Below are 19,095 nucleotides of genomic sequence, written 5' to 3'. Positions count from 1 at the left end.
AGTCTACTCTATGACCGAGGCATTTCCGAATTCCCAGCGGGCGATTGCTTGAGCCTGACTCGATCGCGGCCTCCTTTTCGGCGTCCGTGGAACTCGGGAAGGAGCGCCCGCTTTGCCGATCCAGAATTTGTGAGTGGGGCGCAGAGGTGGAACAGAACTCGGAGATCGGCCCAGCCAGACCTGACGACTTCCCTGCCATTCGAGCCTTGTGCAACGGCTTCATCGACTGGTGCCGGTCGCGCTATGGCGAAAACGCTTGGTTCGTCGACCGCTACTACACGCCAGAAGAATGGGCCGCACTCCTGGACAGCCTGCCGAGGCTCCACTCGGCTCCAGATGGGGAGATTCTTGTGTCGTTTTGCAGTTAATCGTAAGACTCGCGCTTCAATAGTTTCAATATGATAGCACGGCACTCAATGTGAGACGAAGCAGTTAATGTGAGATATTCGTGCGGATTTTGGCATTTTATTTGAGAACCAGTCGTCGATGAGATCGACGGCGTTTTTGCAACGACATCCGTTTCCCACCGAGGCCTATGGTTCACTTTTGGCGGCACTTTCAATGACATCGGACCTGCGCAGATTAGACCCGGACGTGTTCGCAGTTGCACGTAATTTGAGATTTTCGTGGCCGCGAATCTCAAATTATCTGCCAAATAAGATCTAAACAGCCGCATTCTTGCGTTTAAGTGCCAAGCGACAACCGGGACCGACTGCGCCCGGCAGCGGCGTTCCGCCTCACACTTCTGTCTGGTCGTCGGAGGCGCCGTCCATCAGGGCGTCGAAAACTTCCATCATCGCATTGGTAATCGCCTGGCCGAGCGCATTGCCGGCTGCGCGGACATCGTCCTCCCTGCCATCGCGCGCTGCGCGGGCAAGCTCGAAACCCTGATCGGCGACGATCTGTTTGGCCACCTCGATGGCCCAAAGGCCGAAGTCGCCACGGTTATCGATCTGGATTGCCTCTTCCATTATCCGCTCCTCTATCTGGATCGGCTCCTTTTCCATAGGCTCCACGCGATGGCAAGGCCGTGCGCTCTGCGGCAGGATCGTCACCCGGATGGGCGGAGACCGGTACCGGGCTCCGTTCGCGCTTGCGAATAGAGCCGCCGGGCATCGCCGGGCCGCCCGGTCATTCCTGATGGATCAACCATCACAAGCATGAATCGACCGGGTCTGATCGATTCAAAACTGTCGTTGGACGAGGAAGCAATGGCGGAAGATTGTCGCTTCCATGATCACACAGAACTATCAGCTCTACATCGAACGGACGGACCATGCGAAGAACATGGCGCGGTTCTACGCCATGGCGATCGAGCCCTGTCTTTTCGGCGGAGCGTCGCTCACCCTTCGGTGGGGCCGGATCGGGGCGAGGGTCCAATCGAAGACCCATCACTTCGATCATGAGAGGAAGCCGTGTCCTTTTTCCTCGATCTCGTCCGGCAGAAACGCGCCCGCGGATACCGGTCATCACCGGCCGTATTGATGAGGTGAGCTTCGGAAAGTTCTAACGACCCGCCGGGGCGGGTTCCTTGAAGTCGTCGTCAAAATTGAGTTCGACGGTCGGGGGCGGGAACACTTGGTCAAGCTCAACGGCGTCGGCAACACTGCGAAAACCGAAGGGGCTCGCCAACAGCAGGCCGTCGGCGATTGCACCACGCTCGTCATGCATGGTGTTTTCATCGATTTCCGCAAGCAGGGCCTCGCGCGCGGCCGCATCCATCGGCACGATATGTGGATCGTAGCCGGCATCCTCGATCAGCCTGATCACCGCTTCGTCCGGTGCACGATCGTTGCGGGGGAATACCGCCAGGACCTTGCCGCCGAGGCGTGCCGTGATCTCGACTTGGCGGAGGTATTCAGGCGTCGTTTCCGGGCCCGGCGATGACGTACTGATTGAGAAAGCTCCCCGTTCCGGATCGGAAAATACGGTATATCTCATGGGAAAGTTGAGACTGAACTTCCCGATTATCTGTCGCGCGGGATTGAAGGATGCCATCGCAGAGCGGTTATGTTCCTGAAGAATATCGTAGAACCCGACACCAACTGTGATCGCTACGCCAACCTCCTCAAAGCTCAGACGGTTTGCATATCCACCATTGCGCTTTCTCAAACGGAGACCATCGTTCCAGATCACGTAATCTGCATGAGAAATCCCATTGCGGATCTCGTCATTAAAGGCGAGCGCCAGGAGGCTCGCCAGCTTCGTCATTCCGATCTCCGACGCCTTCGTTGCCAGATCCTTGAATGTCGCGTTCGCGTTTGGAGCGATGACCCGCCTGTCGGCCTTGCGAACGCGCACGATGTCTTTGAACGGCCAAAGATTGTAAGGCTGGCTGGTCACCACGCCCATGATGTTCTTCAGCGATTCATAGACGCCCCCTGCTTCTGAAAGCTGACAGTAGAGCATCAATGCGATGCGCATCTCCGGGAGCGAGAAGGGTTCGGTTCGCCCCATATAGGCTTGGAGTTCCTCGAAGACCTGCTGCGCTGTGATCGTTGTAGCCCAGCCAGCATCCTGCATCCCACGAAATTCGCCGCCTAACGAGCCGGCGAAATCGAGCTCGTTCATCTGGCGCGCAAAGCCGTAGAGCCTCGATAACTCCGTGGACAGTGCGATGAGGTAATCCTTGGTTCCTAGCTTCATACGATGGCCCTAGCCTAATTTTCTGCGGGCAGGAATGAGACGATGATGCTTGGCGGACTGCTCCGCAAGCATCCGCCTACCGACACGAGGGTCGCTCCAATGGGTCTTATGCCGTAAGTTGGAATATGCCGCGTGTCCGGGTTCGGCTGCTGCTATGGCGGTGTCCGCGATGAGGCAATTCCGCATAACCTTACCCGAAAATGAACGAGCGTCAGCAAAACCGAGCGCATTAAGTGAACCGGTATTAAGGCGAGCCGATTAGAACATCTCGTATTGTTTAATTGGGGTTCAAATTCATATGGATATTTCAGCGCGCTTGAAGGGCAGCTTGGCGCAAGCGGTAGCGCTTCTTCGGTGATCTCGAAGTGCTTCGAGTATCGCGCCTTGACATAGGCTTCGTTGAGAATGTTGTACCAGGCGGTATAGCGGTGCTGGTCGCGCGGCCAAGCCTCGATGAGCCGGCGGTCCTGATCTTCGGCGAGCCCTCGGAGGAATTTCAGATTGTGCGATGGCGGGCTGTAGTTGGTCAGGGTGAGAAGCAGGCAGGAATACGCGGTTTCAACCGCTTGGTGGAGCATGAAAGCGGCGAGGGCCAAGTTGGTTTTGCTGAGATAGAACCTACTTCCGTCGGCAAAATCTTTCGCATTTGCGAAGTGTTTTTCGAAATGCTCCTTCGCCACCCTGTACGCATCGAGGGCGGAGAGCTTTCTCGGTTCGGCCAGCGGCCGGTCGTCGAGCTCGTAGAGCATGATGCCCTCGCGCAGGATGTCGACGAAGAAATACTGGCCGTCGGCCAAAAAGTTGTTCACCTCCCTGGCGCCATGGACGATCAGCCCGACCGGCGTCTTCACGCCTTTGTCCCATAGCAGCCGGTCGGTCGCTTTCTCCCAATACTGTGGCTCGGCCAGCTGCTTGGAATTGACGATGACGAGGATATCGTAGTCGGAGCGGTAGCCCTTCATCGTGTGCGGCTCGTCGACCCAAGTGCCGCGGCAATACGAGCCAAAAAGCAGAATTTTTAAGATCCGGCCGCGCTTCTTGAAGGCGGCCGACGTGCCCGACAGCGCATCGGCGAACTCCTCATGGATGATCGCAACGACGCGGGCAAGCTCGCGCTGCTTTTCTTCCGGCAGATGTTCCAGGGACGATCGCATGGGTCCATCGATAGGCCAAAGACGATTCGCCGTCTACTACTGGAAACTGTAGTGACTGCGGCATGGAAGTCCACAGGGTCGGACGATTGGAACTGGTGGCGCAGTTATTCGCCACGCTGCATTTTACCCCATACGCTCGGATGCGTAGCTGCCCGGGCTTGGCGGAAACACGATGGTGCGGTTGCCATTGATGAAGGTGCGGCGATGGATATGGGCGTGGATGGCCCGCGCCAGAACCTGCGCTTCGACGTCGCGGCCGAGCGAGACATAGTCTTCAGGGCTCTGTGCGTGGGTGACGCGCACCGTATCCTGTTCGATGATAGGGCCTTCATCCAGGTCGGCGGTGACATAATGAGCCGTCGCGCCGATCAGCTTTACGCCCCGACCGTAGGCCTGTTTGTACGGATTGGCGCCCTTGAAGCTCGGCAGGAAGGAGTGGTGGATATTGATGATCTTGCCGGACATCTCGGTGCACATGCGGTCAGACAGGATCTGCATGTAGCGTGCAAGCACAATGAGTTCGGTGCCGGTGCTTTCCACCAGGTCCATGATCCTGGCTTCGGCCTGCAGCTTGTTCTGCTTGGTCACGGGAATGTGGTGGAAGGGAATATCATGATTGACCACCACATTCTGGTAGTCGAAATGGTTGGAGACGACGCCGACAACATCGATCGGCAGCGCGCCAATCTTCCAGCGGTAGAGAAGATCGTTGAGACAATGGCCGAAGCGCGAGACCATCAGCATGACCTTCATGCGGCGCAAGCCATCGTGGATCTCGGCTTCCATCCCGAACTTTCCGGCGACCGGCTTTAGACCTTCGGTAAGCTCCGCAAGACCAATGCCCTCTTCCGACCGGAAGCTGACACGCATGAAAAAAAGCCCGGTATCGAGGTCGTCAAACTGCGAGGAGTCGATGATGTTGCAACCGGCGTCCGCGAGATAACCGGACAAGGCGGCCACGATGCCGCGCGTTGACTTGCAGGTGACCGTCAGGATGAATTGCGTCATTGCGGCTCTTTTCAGCGATGTCAAAAAAGACCCCGTGCACAGCACGGGGAAAGGCCGCGATGGGCGGCGGAGAGATATCAGACGTCGAGGGTCGTATCATGTTCCCAGGCAGTAAACTGCGAGCAATAGGTATTCCACTCGCCGTGCTTTAACTTCAGAAAGGCGGCGGAAAACTCGGTGCCGAGCGCGGCCTGCAGTTCGATGTCTTTCTCATACTCGCGAAGCGCATCCAACAGGTTGAGCGGTAGTTTGGGCGCATCAGTTACGGTATGTCCGTCGCGGTACATGTCGATATCGTGATGCGGCCCCGGATCGGCGTTGCTGCGAAGGCCAGAAAGCCCCGCCGCGATGATGATCGCCTGCAGCAGATAGGGATTGACCGCACCGTCGGGCAGCCGCAACTCGAAGCGGCCGGGGCCTGGCACGCGCACCATATGGGTGCGGTTGTTGCCGGTCCAGGTCACCGTATTCGGCGCCCAGGTCGCACCGGAGATCGTCCGCGGCGCATTGATACGCTTGTAGGAGTTGACGGTCGGATTGGTCACCGCAGCCAGCGCCGGGGCATGTTTCATGATTCCGCCGAGGAAGGTCTTGCCTTTGGCGGAAAGACCAAACGGCATCGTCCTGTCGGCAAACGCATTATTCCTACCCTCAAGGTCCCAGACGGAGATATGAGCGTGGCATCCGTTGCCGGTCAGTCCCTTGAAGGGCTTCGGCATGAAGGTGGCGCGAAGACCGTGTTTCTCGGCGATCGACTTCACCATGAATTTGAAGAAGGAATGCTTGTCCGCGGTCTGCAGCGCATCGTCATATTCCCAATTCATCTCGAACTGGCCGTTGGCATCCTCATGATCGTTCTGATAGGGCTTCCAGCCGAGTTTCAGCATGCAGTCGCAGATCTCGGTGATGACGTCGTAGCGGCGCATGACAGCCTGCTGATCATAGCAGGGCTTTTCGGCATTATCGAACGCGTCGGAAATCTTCGAACCATCCGGCGAGATCAGGAAAAATTCCGGCTCGACACCGGTCTTGACGCGCAGGCCCAAATTCGCAGCCTCGGCAATCAACTTCTTGAGGAGGACCCGGGGGGCCTGCTCGACCGGTTGATCGTCCATGACACAGTCGGCCGCGACCCAGGCCACATCCTTTTTCCACGGAAGCTGGATGATCGAGGATGCATCCGGAATGGCGAAAAGGTCGGGATGGGCAGGCGTCAGATCGAGCCAGGTGGCAAAGCCTGCAAAGCCCGCGCCGTCTTTCTGCATGTCAGCAATCGCTTCGGCCGGCACCAGCTTGGCGCGCTGGCCACCGAACAGGTCGGTAAAGCTAATCATGAAATATTTGATGCCGTTGTCCGCAGCATATGTCGAGAGATCCAGTGTCACATCGTTCCCCTTTTTGTATTCAGACACTTAACGGAAACGAGCCGCATCCTCCCAAATGCGGCTCGCTATTTTCGATGCGGCTTCAGAAACCGCCCTTACCTGGGTACCAGCTGGTCCCGGCGAGCGGGATCTGCGCCATGGCAGCCGCTTCCATGGTCAGCGCACAAAGATCTTCCGGCTCCAGATTGTGCAGCTGGTTTTTGCCGCAGGCACGAGCGATGGTTTGGGCTTCGAGCGTCATGACCTTCAGATAGTTGGCAAGGCGGCGGCCAGCGGCGATCGGATCCAGGCGAGCCGCCAGTTCCGGATCCTGCGTCGTGATCCCGGCCGGGTCCTTGCCTTCGTGCCAGTCGTCGTACGCGCCAGCCGTGGTACCGAGCTTCTGGTACTCGTCTTCCCACCTCGGGTCGTTGTCGCCCAGTGCAACCAGCGCCGCCGTTCCAATAGCAACGGCATCGGCACCCAGCGCCAGAGCCTTCGCGACGTCCGCACCCGAGCGGATACCGCCCGATACGATCAGTTGCACCTTGCGATGCATTCCGAGATCCTGCAGCGCCTGAACCGCCGGGCGGATACAGGCGAGGATCGGCATGCCGACATGCTCGATGAAAACGTCTTGCGTGGCCGCGGTGCCACCCTGCATGCCGTCGAGAACGACGACATCCGCGCCAGCCTTCACCGCTAAAGCCGTATCGTAGTACGGACGCGCGCCGCCGACCTTCACATAGATCGGCTTTTCCCAGTCGGTGATCTCGCGCAGTTCCATGATCTTGATCTCGAGATCGTCCGGGCCGGTCCAGTCAGGATGGCGGCAGGCCGAGCGCTGGTCGATGCCCTGGGGCAGGTTGCGCATCTCGGCCACGCGATCGGAAATCTTCTGACCGAGCAGCATGCCGCCGCCGCCCGGCTTTGCGCCTTGGCCGACAACCACTTCGATGGCATCGGCGCGACGCAGGTCCTTCGGATTCATGCCGTACCGCGACGGCAGATACTGGTAGACCAACGTCTGCGAATGGCCGCGCTCTTCATCGGTCATCCCGCCATCGCCGGTGGTGGTGGAGGTTCCGGCAATCGTCGCGCCGCGTCCGAGCGCTTCCTTGGCATTGCCGGACAGGGCGCCGAAGCTCATGCCAGCAATGGTGATCGGCGTCTTCAGGAAAATGGGCTTCTTGGCGAAACGCGTGCCGAGGACGACCGACGTGTCGCACTTTTCGCGGTAACCTTCGAGCGGATAGCGCGAGATCGACGCGCCGAGAAACAACAGGTCATCGAAATGCGGAACCTTGCGTTTGGTGCCTGCGCCACGAATATCGTAGATGCCGGTTGCCGCAGCGCGGCGGATTTCCGCCAGCGTGTAATCGTCGAAGGTCGCGGACTTGCGCGGCGGGGTGTAGGGGTTGTGATAGCTCATGATGGTCCCTCGCCTTAATACGCGTCAGCGTTGTCGATATTGAAATTGTAAAGCTTGCGGGCCGAGCCGTAGCGCTTGAATTCCTCGGGCCGCACGCCGGTCACGCCCGCCTTTTCGAGGAGTTCGGCCAGTTTCGTCAGATGCTCCGGGCGCAGCTCCTTTTCGATGCAGTCGGCACCCAGGCTCTTGACCGAGCCGCGCACGAAAAGCTTCGCCTCATAGAGCGAATCTCCCAACGCATCGCCGGCGTCGCCGAGCACGACCAGGTGGCCGGATTGGCCCATGAAGGCGGACATGTGGCCGATGTTGCCGTGAACGACAATGTCGATGCCCTTCATCGAGATGCCGCAGCGCGACGCCGCATTGCCCTTGATGACCAGCAGCCCGCCGCGGCCAGTGGCGCCCGCATATTGGGAGGCGTCACCTTCGACGACGACGGTGCCTGACATCATGTTTTCCGCGACGCCCGGACCTGCCGAGCCATAAACGGTGACGGTGCCGCCGTCGTTCATCCCGGCGCAGTAATAGCCGACAGACCCCTTCACATCGACCGCGACGGGCGTGTCGATGCCGACGGCAACGGAATGGCTGCCGCGCGGATTGACAACCTCGAAGGAAAGGTCGTTCGAACCCTGCTGGATGCGGTGCAGAGCGCTGTTGAGCTCACGCAGGGGAGTGGTGGCAAGATCAATGACAGGCATGTTTCAATAACCCTTGGAGAATGCGCGGCAGGCGCCGCGGTCAGGCGGCTTTCTGGTGATCCCAGAAATAGACGGTTGCAGGCTCCGGCTCCCAGACGCGCGCGGTTTCTATGCCAGGCAGGTTGACGAGCGCCCGGTATTCGGAACCGAAGGCGACGTATCGGTCCGTTTCGGCCATGACAGCGGGCTTGCAGGCAATCGGATCGCGCACAACGCCGAAGCCGGACCTGGTGCCGACGACAAAGGTGAAGAAGCCGTCGAGGTCGTCGAGCGCGCCGGTCAGGGCCTGCCCGAGGTCCTTGCCCTTGGCCATTTCAGAGGTGAGGTAGGCGGCTGCGACTTCCGAGTCGTTCTGGGTTTCGAAGGTCATGCCCTCCCGCATCAGCTCGCGGCGCAAATTGTTATGGTTCGACAGCGAACCGTTGTGCACCAGGCATTGATCGGAGCCGGTCGAGAAGGGATGCGCACCGAGCGTCGTGACAGCCGATTCCGTTGCCATGCGGGTATGGCCGATGCCGTGCGAGCCGCTCATGGAGCGGACGCCGAAACGGGCGACGACATCCTTCGGCAGCCCGGTTTCCTTATAAATCTCGACGCTCTCGCCAGAGCCCATGACGCGCACGTCGGGGCGAAGCGCGGCCAGAACCGGCCGGATCGCCGCAAGCATGTCCGCAGCGATCTCGATGACGGCATGTGTGCTCTTGACGCTGACGCTGGCCGGGACGCCGGCTTCCGCCAAATCTCTTTCGAGACCGGCGAAATCCGCCTCCGGCTTGGCCGACTGGATCGTCACCTTCGCTTTTGCCTCGGCAATCGAGCCGTAGATTGCAATGCCAGCCGAGTCCGGACCGCGGTCCGTCATGGTGATCAGCATTTCCGACAGGAGCCGACCGAGCTCAGGCTCAAGCCTCCGGTCTTTGAGAAATAGTCCAACAATTCCGCACATGGCCCAGCATCCTCCGTTCGTCTCTGAACGAGAGCTATCAGACCGTGCGGCAACAATCAACTATGAGGAATAAATTTTTCTTTTTAGGCAATAATCTAATCACTCACCGTCTTCTGCTGTGGATAGGAAATGATCGAGAGATAGCGGCAGGGGAGCTTCACGAGTTCCTCAGGCCCATGTGGCGCATCCGCATCGAAGAACAGGCTGTCGCCCGGTTGCATCCTGTAAAGGGAGTCGGAATGGCGGTAGACCACCTCCCCCTCCAAAAGGTAGAGAAACTCCATTCCGTCGTGCTGGAAGGTGGGAAAGACGTCGGATTCAGCAGTCAAGGTGATCAGATAGGGCTCGACCGTGACACCGCTGGTATTGTTGTCGATATGGCCAAGCAGGCTGTATTGATGCCCGGCGCGCGTGCCGCGACGCTCGATATTCACCCCCTCACCTGCCTTGACGAAGGTTGCGTTCCGTGGCTCTTCGAAGCGGCGAAAAAAGGCAGTAATCGGAACGCCGAGCGCCCTAGAGAGCGTTTGCAGTGTCGTCAGCGACGGCGAAATATTGCCGTTCTCGATCTTCGACAGCATACCAAGCGAAATGCCCGTCGCCGCAGACAGATCCGTGACGGTGATGCCGAGCTTTTTGCGAAAATTACGGACCTCGTGTCCAATCGCCAATTCGAGATTGTTGACGCGTGGTTCGCGAACCGCGTGCGGATTCTGATCCAGCGCCACCGCATTTTCGATCTGTTTCTTGGACGTCATGATGTCTCCGGCAGAAATCAAAGGTTATCTTCTCAGGAAATATTTCAAGATTCAAAGGAAAAGCCACACCCCGTCCTGAATACGCGTGCAGAAGCGTACGTCTAAGTGCATTCAGATGGAAACGCAGTCGACCGCGTGCCGGTTTCGGAGCCGGCAGCACCGGGCTCACCGTCATCTGTCAGCGACGAATCAGTCCCGGCTGTCTTACCGCCGCGCATTTCTCGGGTTTTTGTCGAACATGGCCTTAAACGATCTGGAGAAATGGCCAGGGCTCGAAAAGCCGGTGGCAAAGGCGATCTCCGAAATCGACAGGGGGCTTTGCTCCAGCAGCCGGAGGCTGTGCTGCAGGCGGATCTGTCGGTAGGTGTCGAGGAAGGTCATGCCGCGGTGCTTGAGAAAGAGCCGGTCGAGATGGCGCGCGCTGATGCCGGCGAGCCTCGCCATCTCCGCACGGCTGAGCGGATTTTCGATCGCAGTCTCCATCTTCTCCAGCACGGTGAGAAGCGCCGGGTGATTTGTCCCGAAGCGCTTGGCGGCCGATGCCCGCTGGGGATCGGTCGGCTCGGCGACGGCGGTATGAAGGTACCAGTCGCTCACCCTGCGGGCAAAATCGGCGCCCATCCGCTCGGAAATGACGGCGTGCATCATGTCCAGCGGTGCTACCCCTCCGCCACAGGTCACGCGTGCACCGTCGATGACGAACCGGGCCTGGCGCGGGGCCAGATGCGGAAATGCCTCTTTCAGGAGAGACGCATGTTCCCAATGGATCGTGAAGTCGCTGTTGTCGAGCAGGCCGGCCGATGCCAGCACGTAAGAGCCGCTCGATATGCCGCCGATCCGCACACCGTTGCGCGCGAACTTCCTCAGCTGCGCATGGAGCGAGGCGCTTGCGCGCCAGTCTTGCGGGTCGCCGCCGGCACAGACATAGATCGTATGGCAGGTGCCCCCGGCCTCGGAAAGGCTGTTGCAACCGATCGTCAGGCCGGACGAACTGCGAACCGGAAGACCATCTGCCGACAAAGGGATCGCTTCGTAAAGAGCGTTTCCGGCAATCAGGTTCGCCGCCCGCAACGGCTCGGTCGCGGAAGCATAGGACATCAGCGCAAAATTCGGCACGAGGAGGAAGCCGATCCGCTGCAGGTTCTTCTGGTCGCCAGCACTCATGTCCCGAAATTACAGCATATGGTCCCATAGATGCAATGCTTGAGCAGTTCCCCATGCTATTACACGGGCAACTGGTCCTTCTTGGAAAGAAGCATCGATGCGCTATTCGGCACTGTCCATCGTCTTAAACGGGCTTTTCGGAAACAGGAACTGGACGCCCGCCTGGCGGCAGCCCGAGCCCAAGCCCCATTATGACGTGATCATCGTCGGCGGTGGCGGACACGGCCTCGCTACGGCCTACTATCTCGCCAAGGAATTCGGCATCACCAATGTCGCGGTACTGGAGAAGAATTATGTCGGTTCCGGTAATGTTGGCCGCAACACGACGATCATCCGCTCCAACTACCTGCTGGCGGGTAACAATCCCTTCTACGAGCTTTCCATGAAGCTATGGGAGGGGCTCGAGCAGGATTTCAACTTCAACGCCATGGTATCGCAGCGCGGCGTGCTCAATCTCTTTCACTCCGATGCGCAGCGCGACTCCTATACCCGCCGCGGCAACGCCATGCGGCTGCACGGCGTCGACGCCGACCTTCTCGACCGCGCCTCGGTCCAGAAGATGGTGCCATTTCTCGACTACGACAATGCCCGCTTCCCGGTCCAGGGCGGCCTGCTGCAGAAACGCGGCGGAACCGTTCGCCATGACGCGGTCGCCTGGGGCTATGCGCGCGGCGCCGATCAGCGCGGCGTCGATATCATCCAAGGCTGCGAGGTGACGGGCATCCGCCGCGACAATGGACAGGTAACCGGCGTTGAAACCAGCCGCGGCTTCATCGGTTGCGGCAAGCTGGCGCTCGCAGCCGCAGGCAATTCTTCACAGGTCGCCCAGATGGCCGGCCTGAAGCTTCCGCTCGAAAGCCATGTGCTTCAGGCCTTCGTCTCGGAGGGCCTGAAGCCCTTTATCGACGGAGTGGTCACCTTCGGTGCGGGACACTTCTACGTCTCGCAATCCGACAAAGGCGGCCTTGTCTTCGGCGGCGACATAGATGGCTATAATTCCTATGCCCAGCGCGGAAACCTGGCGACGGTCGAACATGTCGCGGAAGCCGGAAAGGCGATGATCCCGGCGCTGTCGCGCGTTCGGGTGCTGCGCTCCTGGGGCGGCATCATGGACATGTCGATGGACGGTTCGCCGATCATCGACCGTACCCACATCGACAATCTCTATCTCAATGCCGGCTGGTGCTATGGCGGCTTCAAAGCGACCCCGGCGTCGGGATTCTGCTTTGCCCATCTTCTCGCCCGCGACGCACCGCACAAAACGGCGACGGCCTTCCGGCTCGACCGCTTCCAGCGTGGCTACCTCATCGACGAAAAGGGCCAGGGCGCCCAGCCCAACCTTCACTGATTCGCGGACCAAGGACATTCGAAATGGCAAGTCTCGTGCCCTGCCCGCATTGCGGGCGACGACCCAAAGAGGAATTCACCATCAAGGGCGCTGCCCTTGCGCGGCCGGCGGCCGATGCCGGTGCCGGCGAGTGGTTCGACTACGTCTATCTGCGCGACAATCCCCGCGGCGCCTACGAGGAATACTGGCACCACACCTCCGGTTGCCGCCGATGGCTGGTCGTCACCCGCGATACCGTGACCCATGAGATCGCCGCGTGCCGCGACGCTGCGTCTGGCGAGAAAGAAGGCAGACGCGCATGACATCCTACCGTTTGCCGAAAGGCGGGCTGATCGACCGCTCCAAGCCGCTGCCTTTCACCTTCGACGGCAAGGCGATGCGGGGCCTTGGGGGCGACAGCCTCGCCTCTGCACTGCTTGCCAACGGCCGCCAGCTCGTCGGCCGGAGTTTCAAATATCATCGGCCGCGCGGCATCCTGACGGCGGGTGCCGCCGAGCCGAACGCGCTGATGACGATCGGCAGCGCCGGCCGCACCGAGCCGAACACGCGCGCCACCATGCAGGAACTCTATGCCGGCCTCGAAGCGAAAAGCCAGAACCGCTGGCCGTCCCTCGACCTCGATATCGGCGCGCTGAACAGCCTTCTGTCGCCCTTCCTCAGCGCCGGTTTCTACTACAAGACCTTCATGTGGCCTGCCGCGTTCTGGGAAAAGATCTACGAGCCCTTCATCCGCAAGGCGGCCGGACTGGGCAAGGCGACATATGCGGCCGATCCAGACGCCTATGACAAATGCTGGGCGCATTGCGACCTACTCGTCATCGGCGCGGGGCCGGCGGGTCTGGCAGCGGCGATCAGTGCTGGCCGTGCCGGCGCCCGCATTATTCTCATCGACGAACACTCCGTTGCCGGCGGCCAGCTTCTGGGCGAGACCGCATCGATCGGCGGCAAGGCGGCAGCCGATTTCGCGGCTGACTGCATCTGCGAACTCGAAGCCTTGCCGAATGTGACCCTTCTGACCCGCACCACAGCGTTCGGCTGGTATGACGGCAATGTCTTCGGCGCCGTCGAGCGGGTGCAAAAGCACGTGTCCGAACCGCAATCCAACGTACCTGTAGAACGCCTCTGGCGCATTGCCGCCAAGCGCGCCGTGCTGGCGACGGGAGCCGAGGAGCGCCCGCTGATGTTCGGCGGCAACGACATTCCAGGCGTGATGATGGCGAGCGCCATGCGCCACTATCTCAACCGCTATGCTGTCGCCCCCGGCAAGACGGCGGCGATCTTTACCACCAATGACAGCGGCTACGCGCTGGCCCGCGATCTCGAGGCGCAGGGCGTCCACCTCGCCGCGATCGTCGACAGCCGCGAAAACGGCGGCAGCGGCTACTTTGGACCGGCGCGCATCATCCGTGATGCCGTGGTATCGGATGCCAAGGGCGGCAAGGCCCTCAGCGCAATCGATATCCGCTTAAATGGCCGCACGGAAAGGCTGAACGTTGATGCCCTGGCCATGGCTGGCGGCTTCAGCCCGATCATCCACCTCGCCTGCCACCGCGGCGGCAAGCCGGTCTGGTCGGACGACAATGCAGCCTTCCTCGCACCGGGCAACCTGAACGGGCTCGCGCTCGCCGGCTCCGTTTCCGCCGTCAACGGCCTTGCGGCCTGCCTTGCGGACGGTGCGCGGCAGGGCATTGCCATGGCAGAGGCACTCGGCTTCAAGGCAGCACCCACCGCATTCGGCGCGGTAGAGAACGATATCGTCGCCCCGCCTGAAAAGGCTGTGTGGTCCATAGCCGGCGTCAAGGGCAAGGCCTTCGTCGATTTCCAGAACGACGTGCATCGCAAGGACCTCGGCCTTGCCGTCCGCGAAGGCTATGGCCATGTGGAGCTTGCCAAGCGCTACACCACCAATGGCATGGCGACGGACCAGGGCAAGCTTTCCAACGTCAATGCCATCGGTCTTCTGGCCGAAGCACGCGGCGTCTCCCCGGCAGACGTCGGCACGACGACTTTCCGGCCCTTTTATACGCCGGTCTCCTTCGGCGCGCTGGCAGGCGCCTATCACGGACATCATTTCCAGCCGGTGCGCAAATCGCCGCTGCACGGCTGGGCGGAAAAGAACGGCGCCGTCTTCGTCGAGACAGGCCTTTGGTATCGCTCCTCCTGGTTCCCGCGAAAGGGCGAACAGACATGGCGCGAAAGCGTCGACCGGGAGGTGCTGAACGTGCGGGAGAATGCGGGGCTGTGCGACGTCTCAATGCTCGGCAAGATCGAGATCTGTGGCAAGGATGCGGCGGAATTCCTGAACCGGGTCTATTCCAATGCCTTCCTGAAACTGCCCGTCGGCAAGGCCCGCTACGGCCTGATGCTGCGCGAGGACGGCACGATCTACGATGACGGCACGACGAGCCGGCTTGAGGAAAATCGCTTCTTCATGACGACGACGACGGCCTATGCCGCAGGCGTCATGAACCATCTGGAGTTCTGCGCGCAGGCGCTGTGGCCGGATCTGGACGTGCGCCTTGCATCGGTCACCGACCAGTGGGCACAAATGGCGATCGCCGGGCCGAAAGCCCGCTCCATCCTCCAGAAGACCGTAGACGACGACATCTCCAACGTTGCCTTCCCCTTCCTTGCCGCAAAAGAGGTCTCGCTTTTCAACGGCAAGCTTCACGGCCGCCTCTTCCGGATTTCCTTCTCCGGCGAACTCGCCTACGAGCTTGCCGTGCCGGCCGGCTTTGGCGAAAGCGTCGCCGATGCCCTGATGGACGCCGGAAAAGACGATGGCATCATGCCCTATGGCGTCGAGGCGCTCGGCGTCATGCGCATCGAAAAGGGACATGTCACCCACAACGAGATCAACGGCACCGTCGTTCCGGCCGATCTCGGTTTTGCGAAAATGGTCTCGGCGGTGAAGGCCGACTTCATCGGCAAGGCAATGGTGGGGCGCGAGGGACTTGTGGCGGAAGACCGACCGCGCTTAGTCGGCGTCGTGCCGCTCGATTCGAAGCAGTCCTTCCGCACGGGTTCCCACATCCTCTCCAAGGATGCGGCCGCAACGCTCGAAAACGACCAAGGCTATGTCACCTCAAGTGCGTTTTCGCCCCATGTCGGCTCGACCATCGGCCTTGCCCTTGTCAAGCACGGATCCGAGCGGCACGGTGAAGAGGTGATGATTTGGAACGGCCTGCGCAATGAATTTACTGCGGCGCGCCTGTGCAACCCGGCGTTCTTCGATCCGCAGAACGAGAGGCTCCATGTCTGATTTCCGCCCGACCCTTCGCCCTGTGCTTGGCGCCAAGCTGGCAATCTCTTCTGCTGCCGTCAGGCTCTCATCGCTTCCCGAAGGCGCTGTCATCCATGTGCTCGCCCGGCCCAGCGAACAGGATGTAGCATCCGTCCTCGACGGCCTCGCCAGGGGGGCCGCCCTCACCGTACGCCCTGTTTCGCCCGGTCAGTGGTTCATCATCGGTGAAGAGCCGATGACATTTCAGGACATGAAGGCCCTGTTCGACGCGCTCGAACCGCGCGCGACCGGCGTCGACCAGAGTCACGGACGCGTCCGCATCCGGATCAGCGGCAAGATGGCGGCGCGGGTCCTTTCCAAGGGCACGGCCGTCGATCTTGCTTCGGGCTCCTTCCCCGTCGGACAATCTGCAACGACGCTCATCGGCCATATCGTGGCCCACATCACCTGTATCGATGCCGAGACATTCGAGATCATCGTGCTGCGAGGATTTGCCGAGAGCCTGTGGGACGATCTCGCTCGCATGAGCGCAGAATTCGGCTGACCGCGGGTTTGTTAGGCGTGTAGACGTCGCTGTTGCGGAGGAGCTCCAATGGCAGGACGCTGTCATTTGCAGTTCGGGTCAACGTGATGCCGACAGCATCCGAAACCGTCAGTCCCAAGAAGGGCGGCATTGAGACTTCAGTTGATCTTTCCAGCGACCCGGTGGACAGGAAGCGTTACGATGAAGCGGGCGCCGCCGCCCGGTGGGGATTCGTAACGGACCGAGCCGCCGTGACGCTCGGCGATCTGGCGCACCAGCGCCAGCCCCAAGCCCCAGCCGCCGGTGGCCTCGCTTCGTCCCGAGGGCCGGTAGAACGGCTCAAATACGCGGACCTTCTCGCTGTCCGGTATGCCCGGGCCGTGGTCGCGGACCCTCAGTTCTGCTGTATTGCCTGCCTGCGCAAGAGTAGCGGCGACAGGCGGGCCGCCGTGGCGCAGCGCGTTTTGCATGAGATTGCGAACCAGCCTGCCGATCAGGCGCGCATCGCCCATGACAGTCACAGGCGTGCCGGTGACCTCGACGCCGGTGCGCGCGCCTTCTTCCGAGACCAGGGCCAGGAGGTCGACGGACTCGAGCGCATCGAGCTTCTCGATATGGTCGAGCCTGCTCGCCAGCAGGATCTCCTCGACGAGCATATCCAGTTCGGCAAGGTTGCGTACGATCTCCTCCTTGCGGTTCTCGTCCGGCGCCTGCTCATAGAGATCGATCGCCATGCGCAGGCGCGCAAGCGGCGAGCGCAATTCGTGGCTGGCATTGGCGAGCAGAGCGCGGTGTGACTTGATCAATCGCTCAACGTGATCGGCAGCCTTGTTGAAGCTCTTCGCTACCGCCGCGACCTCATCGCTGCCGTCGGCCGGTACACGCGCCACGAAATCGCCCCTTCCCCACGCATCCACGCCCCTGCGTAACCGCTCCAGCCGGCGGGTCAGGTGGCGCACCACCGGATAGGCGGCGAGCCCGATGACTCCGGCAATCAACGCCAGATAGGCGAGCGGATTGCGGCCGGACGGACCGATAGACCGCCCCATGCGAGCGGCTACGGCGCGCCCGTCGGGCAACTTCGTCACCATGGTGTGAAAGTTGCCTCCGCCGTGACGCCAGGGCCTTTCGAGAATGTCGCGCGGGAGCGGCCGGCCGGCGCTCGCGATCAGGCTGCCGCGCGGATCGTAGACGGCTATGTCGGCGTCCAAGGCCCGTGAAAACCGCTCCAGCGCCGCCTCCACCGACCGCCTGTCCATGTCGGGCGGAATCAGCGCGGCGACGAAACGAGCACGTTGGCTCTGCCAACCGGACTCCTCCTCGCCCTGTCCCAGCCACACGAAGGCCGCGCTGGCGACCGCGACCGCTGCAAGGCTCGCAAGCAGCGTGAGGTAGATTTTCAGGAACAGCCGGCTGCGCATCGCTCTATCTCTCATCGTCCTGGAACCGGGCGAAGACATAGCCGGCGCCGCGCACGGTGATGATGCGCCTCGGATGCTTGGGATCGTCTTCGATGGCCGCCCTGATGCGCGAGATATGGACGTCGATGGAGCGGTCGAACGCATCCAACTCCTCGCCCTTGACGGTGTCCATCAACCGTTCGCGCGACAGCGTGCGCCCGGCATTTTCGGCAAGCGCCACAAGCAGGTCGAACTGGTAGCTGGTCAGTGCACATTCACGGCCGTCGATCCTGACCAGGCGGGATCCCGGATCGATCTCCAGCCGCCCGAAGCGCAGGACGCGCGAAACCGCTGCGCTACCGTTGCGGCGGCGCAGGACCGCCTTCAGGCGCGCCAGCAATTCGCGCGGATTGAAAGGCTTGGGCAGATAGTCGTCGGCTCCGAGTTCCAGCCCGACGATGCGATCTGTCTCTTCGCCTTTGGCCGTAAGCATGAGGATCGGCACATCCGATACCGCGCGCATGCGCCGGCAGGTCTCGAAGCCGTCGAGGTCCGGCAGCATCACGTCGAGGATCACGGCGTCCGGGGCGCGGCGGCCAAGGTCGGTGAGGCCAGCCGTGGCCGTCGCCGCGGTGTGGACGGTGTAGCCGTTTCCGGAGAGATAGTCGGCGAGCATGGCGGACAGGCGCATATCGTCGTCAACAATCAAGACCCGTTCCGCCATCTCCTGCGCTCCGTTCAGTCGCCTACAGCGCCGCGCGTCAGACGCGCAGAGGTCGCTGTAGCACTTTGGAACGCTGCATGTACATTGCAGGAGCCGCCTCGCCCTACCATCGGCCGTGGCCCCTGCGCTCCTTCAAATGCTCAACGAGCTTGGCCCGCTGCTCCGGCGTCAAAACTGCGGCGGCATCGAGGAGCGCAGTGGTCATCTTGCGCGAGGCCTCGTCGATGGCCGCGATGCGCTCACTGCGGAGCTTTTCGGCAGCGGCACGGTCGACGGTCGGGGCGCCGAGGAGCTCAATAACCTGCTCACGCGTCTCGCGGACGTCCCGGAAAGTCGGCCCGATCTCATCGCGCGCCTTGTCGATGATCTCCCAAAGCTTGTCTTCCTGCTCGGACGTCGCATCGATTTCGTCAAGCACGGAGCCGATCCGGTGTTCCATAAAGCCGCTACCTCCCATATGTGCGTGCATCATGTGGCCGCCCATGCCGAAACCGAAACCGTCGCTTCGCGCGGCCGCAAACCCGGCCGCGCCGACAATAGCGACGGCTGCTAGGCTGCCGATCGCGGTGCGGCGCCCCCATCCTTTCGAGGCTGGTTCGCCGGACGTCGGGCTCGCCAAGTTCTTGTCCTCGTTTTCCATAGTTAATCTCCTTTCACTCCGCAGCGCCTGCTGCAATGGAGGA

17 protein-coding genes and 1 pseudogene are annotated in these 19,095 nt (G+C 61.1%); 5 read left to right on the top strand and 13 right to left on the bottom strand.

The genetic code is table 11. The features are described from left to right. Positions 1 to 737 precede the first annotated feature (737 nt). Positions 738 to 971, bottom strand: a complete 234-nt coding sequence (locus N2599_RS22160) for a hypothetical protein (RefSeq protein ID WP_027512881.1) — start codon at positions 969 to 971, stop codon at positions 738 to 740. 262 nt (positions 972 to 1,233) lie between these two features. Here N2599_RS22160 and N2599_RS22155 point away from each other — a divergent pair. After that, positions 1,234 to 1,493 (top strand): annotated as a pseudogene (locus N2599_RS22155) (WGR domain-containing protein). Positions 1,494 to 1,506: 13 nt separating this feature from the next. On the opposite strand, the gene N2599_RS22150 reads toward N2599_RS22155, so the two are convergent. From N2599_RS22150 to N2599_RS22110, 9 genes are all read right to left on the bottom strand, one after another. Next, the gene (locus tag N2599_RS22150) at positions 1,507 to 2,646 is read right to left on the bottom strand and encodes a hypothetical protein (protein WP_027512882.1); all 1,140 of its coding nucleotides are present in this window, start codon (positions 2,644 to 2,646) and stop codon (positions 1,507 to 1,509) included. 152 nt (positions 2,647 to 2,798) lie between these two features. Beyond that, entirely contained in the window at positions 2,799 to 3,800 is a 1,002-nt protein-coding gene (locus tag N2599_RS22145) for a nucleotidyltransferase and HEPN domain-containing protein (protein WP_084606641.1), read from the bottom strand. 123 nt (positions 3,801 to 3,923) lie between these two features. Continuing rightward, positions 3,924 to 4,808 carry a formyltetrahydrofolate deformylase gene (purU, locus tag N2599_RS22140; RefSeq protein ID WP_027512883.1) on the bottom strand — a complete coding sequence of 295 codons (885 nt, stop codon included), beginning with the start codon at positions 4,806 to 4,808 and terminating at the stop codon, positions 3,924 to 3,926. A 77-nt stretch (positions 4,809 to 4,885) separates the two neighbouring features. Then, positions 4,886 to 6,193, bottom strand: coding sequence for a type III glutamate--ammonia ligase (gene glnT / locus N2599_RS22135; protein ID WP_027512884.1), 1,308 nt, complete (start codon positions 6,191 to 6,193; stop codon positions 4,886 to 4,888). Between the two features lie 82 nt (positions 6,194 to 6,275). Further along, complete coding sequence (locus N2599_RS22130) at positions 6,276 to 7,604, bottom strand: FMN-binding glutamate synthase family protein (protein ID WP_027512885.1); 1,329 nt, start codon at positions 7,602 to 7,604, stop codon at positions 6,276 to 6,278. 14 nt (positions 7,605 to 7,618) lie between these two features. Then, positions 7,619 to 8,305 carry a GltB/FmdC/FwdC-like GXGXG domain-containing protein gene (locus tag N2599_RS22125; RefSeq protein ID WP_027512886.1) on the bottom strand — a complete coding sequence of 229 codons (687 nt, stop codon included), beginning with the start codon at positions 8,303 to 8,305 and terminating at the stop codon, positions 7,619 to 7,621. Between the two features lie 40 nt (positions 8,306 to 8,345). Further along, positions 8,346 to 9,251, bottom strand: a complete 906-nt coding sequence (locus N2599_RS22120; protein WP_027512887.1) for a class II glutamine amidotransferase — start codon at positions 9,249 to 9,251, stop codon at positions 8,346 to 8,348. Positions 9,252 to 9,346: 95 nt separating this feature from the next. After that, on the bottom strand, positions 9,347 to 10,009 hold the full coding sequence (locus N2599_RS22115; RefSeq protein ID WP_027512888.1) for a helix-turn-helix domain-containing protein: 663 nt from the start codon (positions 10,007 to 10,009) through the stop codon (positions 9,347 to 9,349). A gap of 204 nt (positions 10,010 to 10,213) precedes the next feature. Then, positions 10,214 to 11,173, bottom strand: coding sequence for a GlxA family transcriptional regulator (locus tag N2599_RS22110; RefSeq protein WP_027512889.1), 960 nt, complete (start codon positions 11,171 to 11,173; stop codon positions 10,214 to 10,216). A gap of 97 nt (positions 11,174 to 11,270) precedes the next feature. Between N2599_RS22110 and N2599_RS22105 the strand changes: the two genes are divergently transcribed. From N2599_RS22105 to soxG, 4 genes are read left to right on the top strand one after another with little or no spacing between them, the layout of a single operon-like run. Continuing rightward, positions 11,271 to 12,521: a sarcosine oxidase subunit beta family protein gene (locus N2599_RS22105; protein ID WP_027512890.1), complete on the top strand. Its 1,251-nt coding sequence runs from the start codon at positions 11,271 to 11,273 to the stop codon at positions 12,519 to 12,521. Positions 12,522 to 12,544: 23 nt separating this feature from the next. Further along, positions 12,545 to 12,823 (top strand): sarcosine oxidase subunit delta family protein, encoded by a 279-nt coding sequence (locus N2599_RS22100; protein ID WP_027512891.1) that lies wholly within the window; start codon positions 12,545 to 12,547, stop codon positions 12,821 to 12,823. Continuing rightward, on the top strand, positions 12,820 to 15,783 hold the full coding sequence (locus N2599_RS22095; protein ID WP_027512892.1) for a sarcosine oxidase subunit alpha: 2,964 nt from the start codon (positions 12,820 to 12,822) through the stop codon (positions 15,781 to 15,783). Before N2599_RS22100 ends, N2599_RS22095 begins: the two co-directional genes overlap by 4 nt. Continuing rightward, positions 15,776 to 16,309 carry a sarcosine oxidase subunit gamma family protein gene (soxG, locus tag N2599_RS22090; RefSeq protein ID WP_027512893.1) on the top strand — a complete coding sequence of 178 codons (534 nt, stop codon included), beginning with the start codon at positions 15,776 to 15,778 and terminating at the stop codon, positions 16,307 to 16,309. Before N2599_RS22095 ends, soxG begins: the two co-directional genes overlap by 8 nt. 137 nt (positions 16,310 to 16,446) lie before the next feature. On the opposite strand, the gene N2599_RS22080 is transcribed toward soxG, so the two are convergent. The 3 genes from N2599_RS22080 to N2599_RS22070 all read right to left on the bottom strand — a co-directional run bounded on the left by N2599_RS22080 (position 16,447) and on the right by N2599_RS22070 (position 19,052). Beyond that, positions 16,447 to 17,709 (bottom strand): sensor histidine kinase, encoded by a 1,263-nt coding sequence (locus N2599_RS22080; RefSeq protein WP_027512894.1) that lies wholly within the window; start codon positions 17,707 to 17,709, stop codon positions 16,447 to 16,449. A 4-nt stretch (positions 17,710 to 17,713) separates the two neighbouring features. Next, positions 17,714 to 18,412: a response regulator gene (locus N2599_RS22075; protein ID WP_027512895.1), complete on the bottom strand. Its 699-nt coding sequence runs from the start codon at positions 18,410 to 18,412 to the stop codon at positions 17,714 to 17,716. A 103-nt stretch (positions 18,413 to 18,515) separates the two neighbouring features. Then, positions 18,516 to 19,052, bottom strand: coding sequence for a Spy/CpxP family protein refolding chaperone (locus N2599_RS22070; protein WP_027512896.1), 537 nt, complete (start codon positions 19,050 to 19,052; stop codon positions 18,516 to 18,518). Positions 19,053 to 19,095: the final 43 nt, after the last annotated feature.

Origin of the sequence: Rhizobium sullae (assembly GCF_025200715.1) — a bacterium.
Lineage (GTDB): Bacteria > Pseudomonadota > Alphaproteobacteria > Rhizobiales > Rhizobiaceae > Rhizobium > Rhizobium sullae.
Note: the sequence above shows the minus strand (reverse complement) of the source record. Positions and strands in the feature narration are given on the sequence as shown.

Coding starts and splice junctions, on each gene's coding strand:
- N2599_RS22145 (WP_084606641.1), bottom strand. CDS start 3,800: ATGCGATCGTCCCTGGAACATCTGCCGGAAGAAAAGCAGCGCGAGCTT.
- N2599_RS22160 (WP_027512881.1), bottom strand. CDS start 971: ATGGAAGAGGCAATCCAGATCGATAACCGTGGCGACTTCGGCCTTTGG.
- N2599_RS22110 (WP_027512889.1), bottom strand. CDS start 11,173: ATGAGTGCTGGCGACCAGAAGAACCTGCAGCGGATCGGCTTCCTCCTC.
- N2599_RS22100 (WP_027512891.1), top strand. CDS start 12,545: ATGGCAAGTCTCGTGCCCTGCCCGCATTGCGGGCGACGACCCAAAGAG.
- N2599_RS22130 (WP_027512885.1), bottom strand. CDS start 7,604: ATGAGCTATCACAACCCCTACACCCCGCCGCGCAAGTCCGCGACCTTC.
- N2599_RS22120 (WP_027512887.1), bottom strand. CDS start 9,251: ATGTGCGGAATTGTTGGACTATTTCTCAAAGACCGGAGGCTTGAGCCT.
- purU (WP_027512883.1), bottom strand. CDS start 4,808: ATGACGCAATTCATCCTGACGGTCACCTGCAAGTCAACGCGCGGCATC.
- N2599_RS22150 (WP_027512882.1), bottom strand. CDS start 2,646: ATGAAGCTAGGAACCAAGGATTACCTCATCGCACTGTCCACGGAGTTA.
- N2599_RS22095 (WP_027512892.1), top strand. CDS start 12,820: ATGACATCCTACCGTTTGCCGAAAGGCGGGCTGATCGACCGCTCCAAG.
- N2599_RS22080 (WP_027512894.1), bottom strand. CDS start 17,709: ATGCGCAGCCGGCTGTTCCTGAAAATCTACCTCACGCTGCTTGCGAGC.
- N2599_RS22105 (WP_027512890.1), top strand. CDS start 11,271: ATGCGCTATTCGGCACTGTCCATCGTCTTAAACGGGCTTTTCGGAAAC.
- N2599_RS22075 (WP_027512895.1), bottom strand. CDS start 18,412: ATGGCGGAACGGGTCTTGATTGTTGACGACGATATGCGCCTGTCCGCC.
- N2599_RS22115 (WP_027512888.1), bottom strand. CDS start 10,009: ATGACGTCCAAGAAACAGATCGAAAATGCGGTGGCGCTGGATCAGAAT.
- N2599_RS22070 (WP_027512896.1), bottom strand. CDS start 19,052: ATGGAAAACGAGGACAAGAACTTGGCGAGCCCGACGTCCGGCGAACCA.
- soxG (WP_027512893.1), top strand. CDS start 15,776: ATGTCTGATTTCCGCCCGACCCTTCGCCCTGTGCTTGGCGCCAAGCTG.
- N2599_RS22125 (WP_027512886.1), bottom strand. CDS start 8,305: ATGCCTGTCATTGATCTTGCCACCACTCCCCTGCGTGAGCTCAACAGC.